The organism is Burkholderia sp. A2 (genome assembly GCF_001729305.1).
GTDB lineage: Bacteria > Pseudomonadota > Gammaproteobacteria > Burkholderiales > Burkholderiaceae > Burkholderia > Burkholderia sola.
Window position 1 is genome coordinate 121778 of the sequence record NZ_LZXX01000092.1, and the last position, 15525, is coordinate 137302.

Sequence of the window (15525 nt, forward strand, 5' to 3'; positions counted from 1 at the left end):
TGAAATGAGGTGCTGCCCGAGCGGCCGCGCCTGCATGCGGCAAGCGCGGCGCCGGATCACGAATGCGCGTACAGGTCGTCGGCGGCGTAGCGTGCGGCGCGCGACTGCACGGCATCGCGGTGGCCAGCCGGCGTCGATGCATCGGCCACGTTGTCGCCTTGCGACTTCGACGGGCCGTTCTGGTCGGAACGCGCGACCTGCTCGGCAGCCGCGGCGGCGTTCTCCGCGGCGGCGATGTCATCCGGGTAGTGCGCTTCGCTGCCGGCCGGGTTGTAGCCGGCCTTCTCGAGACGGACGAGGTCGGCGCGCACTTCGGCGCGCGTGAGGCCGTGGCCGGTATCGGCGAACGACAGCGCGGGGGCGACGGCGAGGACGGCAACGGCGAGGATTCGAGCGGCTTTCATGAAGGTTCTCCTTGAACGAAGTTGAGGTGTCGAGCACTGGGCATCCGGTGCGAACGCCTGGCACCGAACGTTTGCTGCATGTCGACAGTAGAACCCGCGCACGTATCCGGCATGTTTCCGGAACCGGGCTTTCTGCATGCCAGTTTTTCAGGAACGACCGCAGATACAGTGCGATACACACGCGCTTGCCGATTCGATTCGATCCGTTTCGCCCGGCGCCGCGCACCACAAAAAAAGGCGTGCCTCGCCGGGCACGCCTTTCCCTCCACTTCACGCTCACGCGTCACGGCGCGAGCCGCGTGAACACGTAATCGTGGTTCTTTACCCGCGCCTGATGGCACGCAAAGCACGTCTGATGCTGGCCGATGTCGGCCGGCACGCCGTTGATGAAGCGGCCGAACCCCCAGCCGCCCGTCGCCGCATAGCGGCGCGAGTCCTTCACCATCACCTGCACGGTCGTCGCCTGGCCGGGCACCGTCGCGGGCGGGAACTCGTCGGACGGCTTGCGCTTGTACGCGAGCTTCACGAGGATCGTGCCGTCCGGGAACGGCAGCGTCGCCTTCTCGAGCGCACGCATCGCAACCGGATTGCCGAGCACCACGCGCAACTCGTCGAGCGGTGCGGCCTCTTCGGCCGGCGCGACCATTTCCCACTTCCGGTAGCCGGGCGGAATCGTCACGCCGTAGATCGGCGACGCGGCCGCGGCCGGCTTCGACTGTTCCGCGAACGCGGCCGGCCCGCTCGCCGACCACGCGCCGGCCAGCAGCACGCCCGCGACGAACCCACGGCGCGCGCCACGCCGCCATCCCCCCACGCGGGCCCGCATCACAGATGCTCCACTTGCAGGATCGCATCGGCGAAGGCCTGCGGCGCTTCCTGCGGCAGGTTGTGGCCGATGCCGCCGGTGATGGTCCGGTGCTGATACTTGCCGGTGAACTTCTTCGCGTACGCGGCCGGGTCAGGATGCGGCGCGCCGTTCGCGTCGCCTTCCATCGTGATCGTCGGCACGCTGATCGAAGGCCCGGCGGCGAGACGCCGCTCGATGTCGTCGTATTTCGCTTCGCCCTGCGCGAGCCCGAGACGCCAGCGATAGTTGTGGATCACGACGGCCACGTGATCGGGATTCCGGAACGATGCGGCCGAGCGCGCATAGGTCTCTTCGGAGAACTGCCACTTCGGCGACGCGAGTTGCCAGATCAGCTTGTTGAACGCATCGCGGTTCTGCGCGTAGCCGAGTTCGCCGCGTTCGGTCGCGAAGTAGAACTGATACCACCATTGAAGTTCGGCCTGCGGCGGCAGCGGCTCGGCATTCGCCGCCTGGCTGCCGATCAGGTAGCCGCTCACCGACACCAGCGCCTTCACGCGCTGCGGCCACAGCGCCGCGATGACGTCGGTCGTGCGCGCGCCCCAGTCGTAACCGCCGAATATCGCGCGGTCGATCTTCAGCGCATCCATCAGCGCGACGATGTCGACGGCCGTCACCGCCTGCTGGCCGTTGCGCACCGTGTCGGCCGAACGGAACGTCGTCGAGCCGTAGCCGCGCAGGTACGGCACGATCACGCGATAGCCGGCCGCGACGAGCAGCGGCGCGACGTCCGCGTAGCTGTAGATGTCGTACGGCCAGCCGTGCAGCAGGAATACGACCGGGCCTTGCTTCGGCCCGAGATCCGCATAACCGACGTTGAGCACGCCCGCGTCGATCTGGTGGATCGTGCCCAGCGACGCGACGCCGGACGAGCGCTTCGCCGCCGCGGCATCGGGCGCCGACTGCGCATGCGCGAGCGCGCTGAAGCCGAGGTCGGCCAGGCTCAGGCTTGCCAGCGTGGTGCCCAGGATCAGGCGGCGGCGGGTGTTCACGGTATCGGTCATGACTCGTTCTCCATTGTCGATCGCTAAGGAAGGGCCCGCGGCACGTGCGGGCAATCGGATGTCGTCGTTCGCGGCGGCGGCGGATGGCGCCGCGCCGCCCTGTGAATTGCTTCACCGGTTTTATATCCGAACCGTCCGGAGGCTTTGTATCTCAACGTATCCGTGTGCGAACACGACACACGGCGATTCAAAAATCGCGAGAAAACGACGTTTCGGCGCGACCGCGCGGCGGAAACGAACACGGGCCGCGCAACAGGCCGGCCCGTGTCCGTCGTGCAACGCCGCTTACACGCGCCGCAACGGCCGGAACCCCGCACGCACTTCACGCGCGAACAATTCCGGCTCCTCCCATGCCGCGAAGTGGCCGCCCTTGTCGACTTCGTTGAAGTAGATCAGGTTGTGATAACTGCGCTCGGCCCAGCTGCGCGGCGCCTGGTAGATCTCGCCGGGAAACACCGTGATCGCGGCCGGCAGCGAGATATTCACCGCGTTGAAGTTGTTCGAGTGGTCCTCCCAGTAGATCTGCGCGGCCGACGTCGCGGTGTTCGTCAGCCAGTACAGCGAGATGTCATCGAGGATCTCGTCGCGCGGAATCGAGCGTTCGGGCACGCCGCCGCTATACGTCCACTGCGAGATCTTGTCGTACATCCACGCGGCCTGCCCGGACGGCGAATCGGCAAGCGCATAGCCGACCGTCTGCGGCCGCGTGACCATCATCGCCGAGTAGCCGCAATTGTCGCGATAGAACGTCGCGAGCTTCTCGTACGCGGCCTTCTCCTTCGGCGACAACGAAGCCGGCGCGGGCGCATCGATCGCGAGCAGCGTCGCGATATCCGGCGGCACCGTCGCCGGCATGTTGACGTGAATCCCGGCCAGACCCTGCACGCGCTGCATCGCCATCCGGTGCGAGATCACCGAGCCGCAGTCGCCGCCCTGCGACACGAAACGCGTGTAGCCGAGCCGCGCCATCAATTCGCCCCACGCTCGCGCGATGTGGTCGGAGCCCCAGCCGGTCTTCGTCGGCCGGCCCGAGAAGCCGAAGCCCGGCAGCGACGGCACGACGACGTGGAACGCATCGTCGGCGCTGGCGCCGTGCGCGGTCGGGTCGGTCAGCGGGCCGATCGCCTTCAGCAGCTCGAAGATCGAACCGGGCCAGCCGTGCGTCATGATCATCGGCATCGCGTTCTCGTGCCGCGACCGCACGTGAATGAAATGAATGTCGAGCCCGTCGATTTCGGTGATGAACATCGGGAACCCATTCAGGCGCGCCTCGCCCTTGCGCCAGTCGTAGTCGGTGCCCCAGTAGCGCAGCAGCGCCTGCATGCGCTCGAGCCGCACGCCCTGCGATTCGTCGACGACGGTCTCGCGGCCCGGCCAGCGCGTCGCGACGATGCGACGGCGCAGATCGACCACGGCTTCATCGGGGATATGGGCGGTGAACGGGCGTATGCCGCTCGCGCCGGTGGCCGCATGCAGCGCGGTGGGCAGCATCGCCGAGACCCCGGCGGCCACCGAAGTGGCCAGCAGGTGGCGACGCATCGGGGAAAACGGTGTGGAAGACATCGTTCGGCATCTCCTTTCGTGAAGTGGAAAGTGAACATGCCGCGGGGGATCGCGCTCAGGCTTTCAATCCGGCGTGCCCATGTCACGCGGCGTCGCCCATTTGAAAGGTCTGATGTATCCCGGATTTGTCTGATTTGTACGCGTTTGTAGCGGCTGCACGGCGAGCGAACACGCTTGCGCGGCTGCTCGCCGATGCGGCGCTCAGCGCGCCTTGACGATCGCGCCGTCGACGCGAATGTTCTGCCCGGTGATGTAGCCCGCGCCGTCCGACAGCAGGAACGCGACCGTCTTCGCGATCTCGCCGGTCTTGCCGAAGCGGCCGGCCGGAATGCGCGCGACGATCTCCGGCGTTTCCGGCCAGCTGTCGATGAAGCCCGGCAGCACCGCGTTCATCCGGATGTTCTCGGCCGCATAGCGTTCCGCGTAGAGGCGCGTCCATGCGCTCAGCGCCGCGCGCAGCGCCGACGACACGGGCATCGGCTGCTCGGGCGCGTCCGCCGCGAAGCTCGAGATGTTCACCACCGCGCCGCCGCCCTGCTTCTGGAAGATCGGCGTCACGCGGCGCATCACGCGCACCACGTTCAGCAGGATCAGGTCGAGCCCCGCGTGCCAGTTGTCGTCGGTGATCGCCAGCAGCTCGCCCTTCGGCGGATGGCCGGTGTTGTTCACGACCGCGTCGATCCGGCCGTAGCGCGCGACCGTTTCCCGCACGAGCTTGTCGATGTCGGCCTCTTCGGTCACCGAGCCCTTGATGCCGAAACCGCCGAGTTCCTCGCCGAGCGCCACCGCGCTGCCCGACGGCGACATCAGCGCGACGCGATAGCCCGTTGCCGCCAGTTCGCGCGCGATCGCCGCGCCCATGCCCTTGCCCGCCGCCGTGATCAACGCTACTTTTTCTACAGTCACGATCCGCTCCTCGTTTCGATTCTGCCGCCGCGCAGCCGCCCTTCGGCGCGCCATGGTGGTAATGTAGGCGCATCGATTCCGGCTGTCGAACCAGTATTTCTGCCGCCAGCCGATAGTTTTTCTACAGCCTGACGATGCCGCCACGCCCTTCCCGCCTGCCGCCGCTGAATGCGCTTCGTGCGTTCGAAGTGTCCGCTCGGCACCTCAACTTCCGCGCCGCCGCCGACGAGATCGGCGTCACGCAGGGCGCCGTCGCGCAACAGGTGCGCCACCTCGAGGACGTGCTCGGCCTGAAGCTGTTCGAGCGCCTGCCGCGCGGCCTCGCGCTCACGCACGACGGCGCCGCGTATTTCTCCGACGTGCAGCGTGCGCTGCACGCGATCGCCGATGCGACCGACAAGCTCGTGAAGCGGCGCGCGGCGCTGACGATCAGCACGACGCCGTCGTTCGCGTCGAAGTGGCTGATTCCGCGGCTCGCGCAGTTCACCGACGCGCATCCCGACTACGACGTGCGCGTGATCGCCGATCCGCAGATCGCGACGTTCCGCCACGACGGCGTCGATCTCGCGATCCGCTACGGCAAGCCGCCGTTCGGCAAGCATCTCGCCGCCCATGCGCTGTTTCCGCTCGACGTGTGCGCGGTGTGCAGCCCGTCGGTGCTGACCGCACCGGCTGCGCCGCGCGCGCTCGCCGGGCAGGTGCTGCTGCACGACGCGCACGACCTGTGGCCCGAATTCCTCGCGGCGATGCCGGAACCCGTCGACGTCGATCCGCACAAGGGGTTGCGCTTCAACCAGACGTCGCTCGCGATCGATGCGGCCGTCGCCGGCCAGGGCATCGCGCTCGCGACCGAGCCGCTCGTCGAACGCGACATCGCCGCCGGACGGCTGTGCAAGCCGTTCGACTTCGCGTTTCCGCTGTCGATGGGGTTCTATCTCGTGTATCCGGCCGAGCGCCGCGACGACGATGCGATCGCGGTGATGCGCGAGTGGATGATCCAGGCCGCGTCGGACGGGCGGCCTTGAGTGGATCGAGCGCGCTCGGCCAGCGTCAGGGTGCGATCCAGCGGGCTTCGCAGCCGCTTTCGTTCAGATCGAATACCGCGCGGCGATGGCCGGCACTCGCGAGTTCGAGCCAGTCGATACGCGTGACCGTCATGTGGATCAGGCAGAAGTTTTCGTAGCCGTCGCCGGTGGGTGCGACGCTGTCGATATGCGCGTCTTCCGGTGAGAAGATCGGCGTGCCGGGCGGCAGCGGCGCGCGATACAGCAGCAGCGTATGCGGGCGGCTCGATGTCCAGATCGCGCGCCGTTGCGCTTCGTCCTCGCAGATCGATGCAACACCTTCCGCGCGAATCTGCACGAGCGCATCGAGATCGTTCGCGACGATCGAGATGCGCGGATCGCGACGCAACTCCGCGACCTTTGCCGAACGCACGTCGGTATGAAACGACAGCAGGCGCCCGGTGCGATTGACCTGACGCAATACGATCGTCCGAACCTTCGGCGCGCCATCGAGGCCGAGCGTGGCCGCCTGCAGCATCGTAAACGGCGAACGCTGTACGCTCACGCCGGATTCGAGGCAGGACCAGACGCGGTCGTAGGTTTGCGCGAGCGATTCGGAGGTCGAGTCGGACATGAGGCGGCGGCGATCGTCGGTGTTTCGATCGCGCAAGCTTAACCGTTTGTGTCGGCGACGGCGCGCATGTGGCGAGCCGCCGCCCCCGTGCCGGTCAGTTGTAGCCGAGCACGACCGGCGCCGCATCGTCGGCATCGGTTGCCGGCTCCGCGCCGAAGCGGCCGAGCACGTCGGCCACATATTGCGGCCCGGCGCTGATCTGCGACGAGCGATGCCTTGCCGGCCGCTTGTCGCCCGCGCCCGGTGCTGCACCCGTCGATACCGTTTCGTTGACGGTGATTGTCATGTCGATGTCTCCTCACGCGGCCCGCGCCGCACCATACGCGCGCACGAGGCGCGCGACGCCTTCCCGGATCGCATCGACGTCCGGCGCGGCGAACGACAGGCGCAGCGACGCCGCGTCGACGTTGTCCGCGAAGAACGCCTTGCCGGGTACGAACACGATCTTGTTGGCGATCGCCTGTTGCAGCAGCCCGTCCGACGACACCGCGCCGAGCCGCGCCCACACGAACATCCCGCCTTCCGGACGATGGAATTCGATCGCATCGCCGAAGCCGTCGCGCAGCGCGTCGCACATCGCGTCGCATTTGCGCCGGTACGCGGCCGTGATGCGCGGCAGATGGCGTTCGAGCGCACCGTCCGCCAGATATTCGGCAGCAGTGGCCTGCGTCCACGGCGCGCTGCACAGGTCGACCGTCTGCTTCGCGATCACGCAACGCCGTGCGATTTCGGCCGGCGCGATCGTCCAGCCCACACGCAGCCCCGGCGCGACGATCTTCGACAGGCTCGCGAAATGCACGAGCCAGTCGCGTGCGCCGCCCACTTCGTCGGCCAGCGCGAGCATCGACGGCACGGCTTCGCCCGCGAAACGCAGGTCGCCGTACGGATCGTCCTCGACGATCAGGAAGCGATATTGCACCGCGAGACGCAGCAGCTTCAGCCGGCGTTCGCGCGTGAGCGTCGCGCCCGTCGGGTTCGCGAAAGTCGGGACCGTGTAGAGCAGCTTCGGCTGCGCGATCGCGCCGGACGCGAGTTGTTCGCCGAGACGATCGACGTCGAGGCCTTCGCCATCGACGGGAATCGTCACGATGCGCGCCTGTTGCAAACGCATGGCCTGCAGCGTGGCCGGGTACGCCGGTTGTTCGGTCAGCACGACGTCGCCGGGGGAGACCATCACGCGCAGCAGCAGGTCGAGCCCCTGCTGCGAACCGGTCGTGACGAGCAGTTCTGCCGGCGTGCACCCGACGCCGCGACGCGCCATCAGCGCGATCAGTTGCTGCTTCAGTTCGGCGAGGCCGTCGGTCGGACCGTATTGCAGACAGCGGACGGGCTGCGCGTACGCGCGTTCGGCGGCCGCGTTCAGGCCATCGACGTCGAACAGGTCGCTGGCCGGATAGCCGCCCGCGAAGGAAATCATGCCCGGTTCGGACAGGTACTTGAACAACTCGCGGATCGGCGAGCCGGCAGGGTTTTGGAATGAGGGCGTGAACGCGTACATGTCGTCGTGAGCGGGTGGGCGCGGGAGGCCGGGATAGCCGCCGCGTGCCGGCCGCCAAGGCGCTTCTGGCGCCGCAGCGGTGAATTCGAGCCACGATTGTCGATAGTCATTAAGGGCTCGGCAAACGATATCTATGCACTAGGTCTTGCGGTTTGGTCATTAAATAGGGGGTGGGGGCGACACCGGGCATGGGTTCGATGCGGGCTTCGGATGCTGCCCACGGTCACGCAACACGCCGATCCCGCGTTCCCGCGCCTGTCCTGCATCGCCGCTTCCGCCGCCTGGATTCCGGAAAGCATGGCCGTGGGTACGCCATACCCCGGGAACGTCGTTTGTCCGCAGAGATAGAGGCCGCATTTCCATGCACGCCGTTTCACGGGCCGTGGCCCGGCCTCACGGGTCTTGCGGCCGTGGCAGTTGTTGAAGAGGGTGGATGGAGTATGAGTTGCGGCGCGCAGGGCAATGGCCATACGCGCAACCAGCATATGGGCAGCACCGCATCAACGCGACGACCAATCGCGCAGCGGGACCTGTATCAGCGAAGCCGGATCGGAATTCTCGCCGCGACCCAATCGAGCGTAGTGGGCGGCAGCGAGATCGACCTTTCACTGTCGTCCTCATCCGATGCATCGAAATAAATCAGCTTGTTCTTACGGCTGGAGATCGATTCTTCACCCGGCCGGCCATCCCAAAAAACGAAAAATAGTCGAGTAGCAAGCGTCGAGCCATATGCATCGCTGACGACGAGCGAGTTTGACCTGCTCATTCGGATCCGCAAAAAACCATTGCCGGATGGCTACAAGAAACGTCTCAGGTCAGTCCGACGGACCGACTGGACCTCTCCGGCGGCTTTCGAGGCACAACAGTCCGTTCATCGCCTCGCTTGCTGAGACCGATGATCTGACCGCCCGGGTTTCTTTCTACATAGCGCAGAAAGATGTTCAGACTGAATAGCTGGACTTGGCCTCGTTCAGATAGTCGGCGAGTCGCTTCGGAGGGCGTGCGATGAGCGATTCGATATGGTCCGTGACGATAGAAAGATTGCCGGCCCGAACCTCCGCCTCGAACGACACGAGTACTGGAATAAATACGTCTGGAACACCGGCCGCTTTCAGCCCCATGGCGAGTTGCTGGTCAGTCACATCGACGACTGCAAGAGGCTTGCCCGTCGCCCGGCGAGCGATGTCGGCAATTTCTTCCTTGGACAGCGCCTCGGAGCCTGTAAGCGTGTAGGTCCGGCTATCGGAAATTGAAGTGTCCAGCGCGGCGGCGATCGCTTCAGCGATGTCCTCCCTTCCGACGTACGATGTTTTCCCGCCTTTAGTGGCTGAATGCCATTGTCCGCTCTTTAGGGCGCCAGGAAGCGAACTGAGCAGATTCTCGTGATACCAGCCGTTTCGGAAAATCACGTATGGCAGACCGGTGGCCTTGATGGTCCGCTCGGTTTCCAGATGGTCCGGCGCGAAAGTCACAAGTGAGCTGTCCGGATTGGGCAGCGACGTATAGGCGAGACGCTGGACACCGGCCGCGACGGCTGACTCCACGGCATTACGGTGCTGCCTTATTCGCGTGCCTGCTCCGTCCAGTGCATCTGTCGAAATGATGAGGGCGGTATCGACGCCCTTGAAAGCTGCATGCAGGCCCTCCATTTCTTCGAAGTCCGCGTTGCGAATCTCGATGCCTGCAGCCGCCATGCTGGCAAGTTTTTCAGGGTTGCGAGTGCCAGCGATAATGCGGTTGTGCGCCACTCCGCGTGCAAGGAGATGTTTGATTACAAGCTGACCGAGGTGGCCGGACGCACCGGTCACGAAAATGGTATTGCTCATGGGCTATCCTCTTTATGAGTGTTGCGCTCGTTTTGAGAGTGACTGGATAATCAAGTGTCTGAGCTCGTCCGTAAAGAAGGCAGTTTTTCCGGAGATAGTTACCAAATGGGAACCACCAAGGCATTGACTGGCACACTCAAAGCGAAGCTGGACGAGGCGCGGACCCAATACGGCCCCTTGACGAATTGCCCGGTACGCGACGTCGTCGATGTCATCAGCGGACGATGGAGTTCGCTGATGATGTTGGCGCTGGCCGAGCACCCGCATCGCTTCGGTGAACTTCGCCGGCTGGTGCCAGACATTTCGCAGCGCATGCTCACGCAGACACTTCATGAGTTACAACGCGACGGCTACGTGTATCGTGAGGTCTTTCCTACGAAGCCACCGAGCGTCGAATACAGCCTGACCGACCTCGGTCGTTCGATGTTCGACGCACTGAACGTCCTGATTCAATGGGCGGATGAGAACCATGCCGAGGTCACGGCGGCTCGCCTGCGCTTCGATAGCGAGAAGGAATCCGCGTAAGCGGGCGTAGCATTGCTTGCCTCAGGGACAGGCTCGTACGGATTCGAAACCCTCCTCGGACACCAGCACTGCTTTTCAGATCGAATGCGTCACGCCGGACCGTGCGCCATGGATGACCGTTTTCTGAAGGGGAAGGGGCACATGAATGGCGACGCCAAGCGTCAACCGACGGTCCGTTCATGACCGAATAGCGCCGAACGTGGCCGCCGCCATCCCGCTGCCGCCCTTCGAATCCGAACGGATTGACTTCCGGCGTTGATAGACTTGTGCCCGATTTTCGTTCCTGAACACCTCGTATCAGTGGCCCCAAAGTCCAGCCAGGCCGACGTGCGTGATCCGAGGAATCAGTGGCAAAGCGTCGTGTCGGCTGCGAAAATGGCGCTCCCCGCAACTGCCTGAGCCACGACGGCGGGCGTGCTAAGTGGCCGCAGCCACGAGGGAAGTCTCGACCAAGCGGCACCCCAGGCTGCGTCGATCATCAGAGGCGTATCTAACAGGTAATCGCTTTGAAATTGTCGTTTGAAGTTCTCGAAGTGCTCGATGCCATAGACCGGGCGGGCACGTTCGCGGAAGCGGCCGCGCTGCTTCATCGCGTACCGTCTGCATTGACTTACCTGGTGCAAAAGACGGAGGCTGATCTTGGCGTCGCCCTGTTTGATCGCAGCGGCCGGCGTGCGCAGTTGACGGAGGCGGGGCGACTGCTCGTCGAGGATGGTCGTCGTTTGCTGCGAGCCGGGCAGGATCTGGAAAGCAAGGTTCGAAGTGTCCATGCGGGTTGGGAGGCTGAGCTCAGGCTGTGCATCGACGAGATTCTTCCGTTGCCTTCGTTGTGGCCGCACGTGCGTGCTTTCTACGAACTGAAGATGACGACACGGCTCCGTTTATCGACCGAAGTACTCGGTGGCGTATGGGACGCGCTTGTGACGGGGCGTGCGGATATCGCGATCGGCGCCGCGGGAGAGCCGCCACACGCGCCAAACATTGCAGCAAGGCCGATCGGCCTGTTACGTCACGTTTTCGTCGTGGCGCCTTATCATCCGCTTGCCGCGAACGAAAAGCCACTCGACAACGGCGCAATTTCAAGTCACCGCGGCGTCGTCATCAGCGATACATCGCGTGACCTCGAGCCGAGATCGGTGGCCATTCGTGACGGACAACCGGTCATCGTCGTACCGAACCTGGCCGCCAAAATCGACCTCCTTTGCGAAGGCATTGCCGTCGGCATGCTGCCCGCGCCCGTCGCCGAAGAGTTGATACGGCAGGGCAAGCTCGTCGAGCGCCAGGTAACAGGCGTGCGGGCGCACACAAACTGCTACCTCGGCTGGCGCGAGGATAAGGCAGGACGTGCGTCGAAATGGTGGATTGAACAGCTGGATCAGATCGATCTGATATCCAGGCTGTTCAGCACGCGCAGCATCGCTACCTGAAGCAAATGCCCGTCTCACACCTCGGCGCCGGCTCGCTCGATGGGGAAGATAGGATGCTCGGTAAAACGCGTCGAGGCGAGCGTGATACTTGCTCGCGGCAGCGTAAGCGCCTCAAACGATAGATCATCGCGTCGTGCCCCCGATATCGGCGCGACGGGTATAACGCGCCATCAAGTCGCTGTTCGGGACCGACCAGTTGCATCGCTGCGTGAAGCTGCACGCCGATAGATGTCTACTCGCCCGGGACACACTTGCACCGCCGGCAGTCGCGGTCACGCGTTCCGCGAAGCCTGAGTTTGACTGCGCAGTCATGCTGTCGTGATACACGGCATCTCGTTATGATGCCGTTCGACGATGTCTGCAAGTAACCCCGAGCCACATCGAGTGGCCGTGTGGAGCCGGGGCGAAAGGCTCCTTGCGACCCGAAGCGGTCGCGCGGCATTCACCTAAACAGCCATTCGAACATGCGATGCAGACTTGCTACCATGGCACTTTTCCGCATCCGCTAGATGCAGCGACCGGAATTCGCGAAGGATAATTGGCATGGAGAAACTCAGAGACCATCGGCCGCTAGGCGTCTTTTCCGATGGTGGAGGCTACTTCCGGTCGGAATATCAAATCGGCAAGAGGTTGGTCTGGGTGAGATGCCGTCATCGTCCCGATTGCTTGGAATGCGTCGGTAAGGCCGACGAAATCCTGGCCGATATATGGGCCGCTATTCCCGATGCCATCGCCCTCGCCGAAGACTATTCCAGGACAAAGATCCCGGACTTCTGGAGTAAGCACGATATGTCGAAACGGGAAGGGACTCGCTTGGATGTGTGGGGTATAACCATTACGCCTGACCTTGGGGAGGCACGGTTCGATATTTCTCGCAACCACAACTTCGATTATTCATCACCGACTTTTTTCAAGGATGATTACTGGAACGAAGAACCTGTGTCGCTACCGGAATTACCTGACCGGTATCACGTGTACCTCATCCGCAACAGGTCCGGGCAGCTCAGCGTTGCTATCGATTCCTTTCACCGACATGACGGGCCGCAAGTGAGTACAACTCCGCACTAGCGATAGGGAGGATCAACAACAACCTATGCCCCCATGTCGACCGCCCGCTCCTGGGCGAGGCTGTCACTGGCCAAATCGGTCCAGACAGCCAAGGATGCTTATCAGCGCAACGACGGCGAGCCCCCCCGACCGATGCGTAGGCGAAGAGAAATTTGATAGGCGATTCGGCTTTGTATATGGTCGTACCACCGCGAGCACGGACTTCGTCTTCCGTCAAATAGCTCGACAGCGTTGCCACGAAGCCAGTTGCTGACGCAAACAACGTTCAGATCCATCCAAAGTGGGCGGTATCGGTTGGATGTACCACGCATGCTCCCCATGAGGCGATGGCTAGCGCGAGAAGAATCCACACGGCTGTCCTCATAAATGGATCTGTTCAGCTGCCTAAAATAGCTGCAATTGTCGGCGATCCGAGCAAAACTGTCGACCGTCCGTTCAGCCGAATGCCGACAACCGAAGGGCGGCCGCAACCGCCCCCGTCACTCAATCAACCACCCACACCCCGATTAGCCTCAATCACCGTCAAAGCAGCCATGTTCACGATCCGCCGCACGGTCGCACTGGAAGTAAGAATGTTCACGGGAGCATTAACGCCCAACAGGAAAGGCCCCACCGCCACATTACTCCCCGCCTCTGTCTTGAGCAGGTTGTAAGCAATATTCCCCGCATCCACGTTCGGACAGACCAGCAAATTCGCCGCCCCCTTCAACGGCGACATCGGCAGCAGCTTCGCCCGCAGCCCTTCATCGAGCGCGCAGTCGCCATGCATCTCGCCATCGGCCTCGATATCCGGCGCCTGCTCGCGCACGATCTCCAGCGCGCGGCGCATCTTCACGCCCGAAGCCGCACTCCCCGACCCGAAGTTCGACCGCGACAGCAGCGCCACCTTCGGCGTCAGATTCAGCCATTCCATCTGCCGCGCCGCCGCGATCGTGAATTCCGCGATCTGCTCCGCATCGGGGTTGTCGTTCACGTGCGTATCCACCAGCGCGACCGTCCGCTGATCGAGCAACAAAATGTTCATCGCCGCATAAGTCGAAGCACCCGGCTTCTTACCGATCACTTCGTCCACGAACCGCAGGTGATTGTGATACTCGCCCACCGTCCCGCAGATCATCCCGTCCGCGTCGCCAAGCTGCACCATCATCGCGCCGATCAGCGTCAGGCGGCGGCGCATTTCCACGCGCGCCATTTCCTTCGAAATACCGTCGCGGCAGCGCAGTTCCCAATACTTCGTCCAGTATTGCGGGAAGCGCTCGTCATATTCCGGGTTGGTTACTTCGACGTCCTGACCGAGTCTCAAACGCAATCCGAATCGCTCGATGCGCGCGAGCAGCACCTCCGGACGTCCGACCAGAATCGGCCGAGCCAGCTTCTCGTCGACGATCACCTGCACCGCACGCAGCACCCGCTCGTCTTCGCCTTCGGTGAACACGATCCGCGCCTTGCCGCCGTCACGCACCAGCTGGCGCGCGGTCGCGAACAGCGGCTTCATGAATGCGCCCGAGTGATAGACGAACTGCTGCAACTGCTCGACGTACGCATCGAGATTCGCGAGCGGACGCGTCGCCACGCCGCCTTCCATCGCCGATTTCGCGACGGCCGGCGCGATCCGTACGATCAGGCGCGGGTCGAACGGCTTCGGAATCAGGTATTGCGGGCCGAACGACACGTCGTACGCACCATAGGCCGCCGCGACGACTTCGTTCTGCTCTTCCTCGGCCAGCCCGGCGATTGCGTGCACCGCGGCGATTTCCATTTCACGCGTGATCGTCGTCGCGCCCACGTCCAGCGCGCCCCGGAAAATGTACGGGAAACACAGCACGTTGTTGACCTGGTTCGGATAGTCCGAGCGGCCCGTCGCGATCACGACATCGTCGCGCGTCTCATGCGCCAGTTCCGGGAAGATTTCCGGCGTCGGGTTGGCCAGCGCGAGAATCAGCGGGCGCGCCGCCATCTGCTTGAGCATCTCCGCCGTGAGGATGCCGCCGACCGACAGCCCCAGGAACACATCCGCACCGCCGATCACTTCGGCGAGCTTGCGCGCATCGGTTTCCTGCGCGAAGCGCGACTTGGCCGGGTCCATCAGCGTGGTACGGCCGCGATAGACAACGCCTTCGATGTCGGTCACCCACACGTTTTCCACCGGCAGCCCGAGGTCGACCAGCAGGTCCAGACACGCCAGCGCGGCCGCACCGGCGCCCGACGTCACGACCTTCACTTCCTTGATGGATTTCCCGACGACCTTCAACCCGTTGATGAACGCGGCGGAAACGGTAATGGCCGTGCCGTGCTGATCGTCGTGGAAGACGGGAATCTTCATGCGCTCGCGCAGCTTCTGCTCGACGGTGAAGCATTCCGGCGCCTTGATGTCCTCGAGGTTGATGCCGCCGAACGTCGGTTCGAGGCCGGCAATGATGTCGATCAGCTTGTCCGGGTCGGTCTCGTTGATCTCGATGTCGAACACGTCGATGCCCGCGAACTTCTTGAACAGGACGGCCTTGCCCTCCATCACCGGCTTCGACGCGAGCGGGCCGATGTTACCGAGGCCCAGCACGGCGGTGCCGTTCGTAATCACGCCCACCAGGTTGCCGCGGCTCGTGAAGCGGTGCGCCTGCAGCGGATCGGCGGCGATCGACTCGCACACGCTCGCCACGCCGGGCGTATAGGCCAACGCCAGATCGCGCTGCGTCACCAGCGGCTTGCTCGCGACGACCGAGATTTTCCCGGGGGTCGGAAACTCGTGATAGTCGAAGGCGGCCTGCTGCTGTGTCTCTGTCTGTTTCATGTTTTGGTCCCGG

The 15525-nt window shown here is 63.9% G+C and carries 15 protein-coding genes; 4 read left to right on the forward strand and 11 right to left on the reverse strand.

Annotated features, from left to right (window positions below; translation table 11 throughout):
- Positions 1 to 56 precede the first annotated feature (56 nt).
- The 5 genes from A9Z05_RS15995 to A9Z05_RS16015 all read right to left on the reverse strand — a co-directional run bounded on the left by A9Z05_RS15995 (position 57) and on the right by A9Z05_RS16015 (position 4742).
- Positions 57 to 404: a DUF4148 domain-containing protein gene (locus A9Z05_RS15995; protein ID WP_069618943.1), complete on the reverse strand. Its 348-nt coding sequence runs from the start codon at positions 402 to 404 to the stop codon at positions 57 to 59.
- 283 nt (positions 405 to 687) lie between these two features.
- On the reverse strand, positions 688 to 1230 hold the full coding sequence (locus tag A9Z05_RS16000) for a cytochrome P460 family protein (RefSeq protein WP_069618944.1): 543 nt from the start codon (positions 1228 to 1230) through the stop codon (positions 688 to 690).
- A complete protein-coding gene (locus A9Z05_RS16005) occupies positions 1230 to 2273 on the reverse strand; it encodes an alpha/beta fold hydrolase (protein WP_069618945.1) in 1044 nt (347 codons plus the stop codon). The genes A9Z05_RS16000 and A9Z05_RS16005 overlap by 1 nt, the downstream gene beginning before the upstream one ends.
- 285 nt (positions 2274 to 2558) lie before the next feature.
- Positions 2559 to 3836 (reverse strand): epoxide hydrolase family protein, encoded by a 1278-nt coding sequence (locus tag A9Z05_RS16010; protein WP_069618946.1) that lies wholly within the window; start codon positions 3834 to 3836, stop codon positions 2559 to 2561.
- A 201-nt stretch (positions 3837 to 4037) separates the two neighbouring features.
- Complete coding sequence (locus A9Z05_RS16015) at positions 4038 to 4742, reverse strand: SDR family oxidoreductase (protein WP_069618947.1); 705 nt, start codon at positions 4740 to 4742, stop codon at positions 4038 to 4040.
- Between the two features lie 134 nt (positions 4743 to 4876).
- Here A9Z05_RS16015 and gcvA point away from each other — a divergent pair, with 134 nt between their 5' ends.
- Positions 4877 to 5767, forward strand: a complete 891-nt coding sequence (gene gcvA, locus A9Z05_RS16020) for a transcriptional regulator GcvA (protein WP_069618948.1) — start codon at positions 4877 to 4879, stop codon at positions 5765 to 5767.
- 25 nt (positions 5768 to 5792) lie between these two features.
- Here the strand turns inward: gcvA and A9Z05_RS16025 are convergent, their stop codons facing one another.
- From A9Z05_RS16025 to A9Z05_RS16040, 5 genes are all read right to left on the reverse strand, one after another.
- Complete coding sequence (locus tag A9Z05_RS16025; RefSeq protein WP_069618949.1) at positions 5793 to 6380, reverse strand: pyridoxamine 5'-phosphate oxidase family protein; 588 nt, start codon at positions 6378 to 6380, stop codon at positions 5793 to 5795.
- A 94-nt stretch (positions 6381 to 6474) separates the two neighbouring features.
- Positions 6475 to 6666 carry a hypothetical protein gene (locus A9Z05_RS16030; protein ID WP_069618950.1) on the reverse strand — a complete coding sequence of 64 codons (192 nt, stop codon included), beginning with the start codon at positions 6664 to 6666 and terminating at the stop codon, positions 6475 to 6477.
- Positions 6667 to 6678: 12 nt separating this feature from the next.
- Complete coding sequence (locus A9Z05_RS16035) at positions 6679 to 7878, reverse strand: PLP-dependent aminotransferase family protein (RefSeq protein ID WP_069618951.1); 1200 nt, start codon at positions 7876 to 7878, stop codon at positions 6679 to 6681.
- Between the two features lie 535 nt (positions 7879 to 8413).
- Positions 8414 to 8644, reverse strand: coding sequence for a hypothetical protein (locus A9Z05_RS34795; protein WP_256122006.1), 231 nt, complete (start codon positions 8642 to 8644; stop codon positions 8414 to 8416).
- 175 nt (positions 8645 to 8819) lie between these two features.
- Positions 8820 to 9704, reverse strand: coding sequence for an SDR family oxidoreductase (locus A9Z05_RS16040; RefSeq protein WP_069618952.1), 885 nt, complete (start codon positions 9702 to 9704; stop codon positions 8820 to 8822).
- A gap of 54 nt (positions 9705 to 9758) precedes the next feature.
- On the opposite strand from A9Z05_RS16040, the gene A9Z05_RS16045 reads away from it, so the two are divergent.
- The 3 genes from A9Z05_RS16045 (at position 9759) to A9Z05_RS16055 (ending at position 12724) form a co-directional block, all read left to right on the forward strand.
- Entirely contained in the window at positions 9759 to 10229 is a 471-nt protein-coding gene (locus tag A9Z05_RS16045) for a winged helix-turn-helix transcriptional regulator (RefSeq protein ID WP_371090896.1), read from the forward strand.
- A gap of 506 nt (positions 10230 to 10735) precedes the next feature.
- Positions 10736 to 11656 carry a LysR family transcriptional regulator gene (locus tag A9Z05_RS16050; RefSeq protein WP_069618954.1) on the forward strand — a complete coding sequence of 307 codons (921 nt, stop codon included), beginning with the start codon at positions 10736 to 10738 and terminating at the stop codon, positions 11654 to 11656.
- 543 nt (positions 11657 to 12199) lie between these two features.
- Positions 12200 to 12724, forward strand: a complete 525-nt coding sequence (locus tag A9Z05_RS16055; protein ID WP_069618955.1) for a hypothetical protein — start codon at positions 12200 to 12202, stop codon at positions 12722 to 12724.
- 487 nt (positions 12725 to 13211) lie between these two features.
- Here A9Z05_RS16055 and A9Z05_RS16060 read toward each other — a convergent pair whose 3' ends face one another.
- Positions 13212 to 15512 carry an NADP-dependent malic enzyme gene (locus A9Z05_RS16060; protein WP_069618956.1) on the reverse strand — a complete coding sequence of 767 codons (2301 nt, stop codon included), beginning with the start codon at positions 15510 to 15512 and terminating at the stop codon, positions 13212 to 13214.
- Positions 15513 to 15525: the final 13 nt, after the last annotated feature.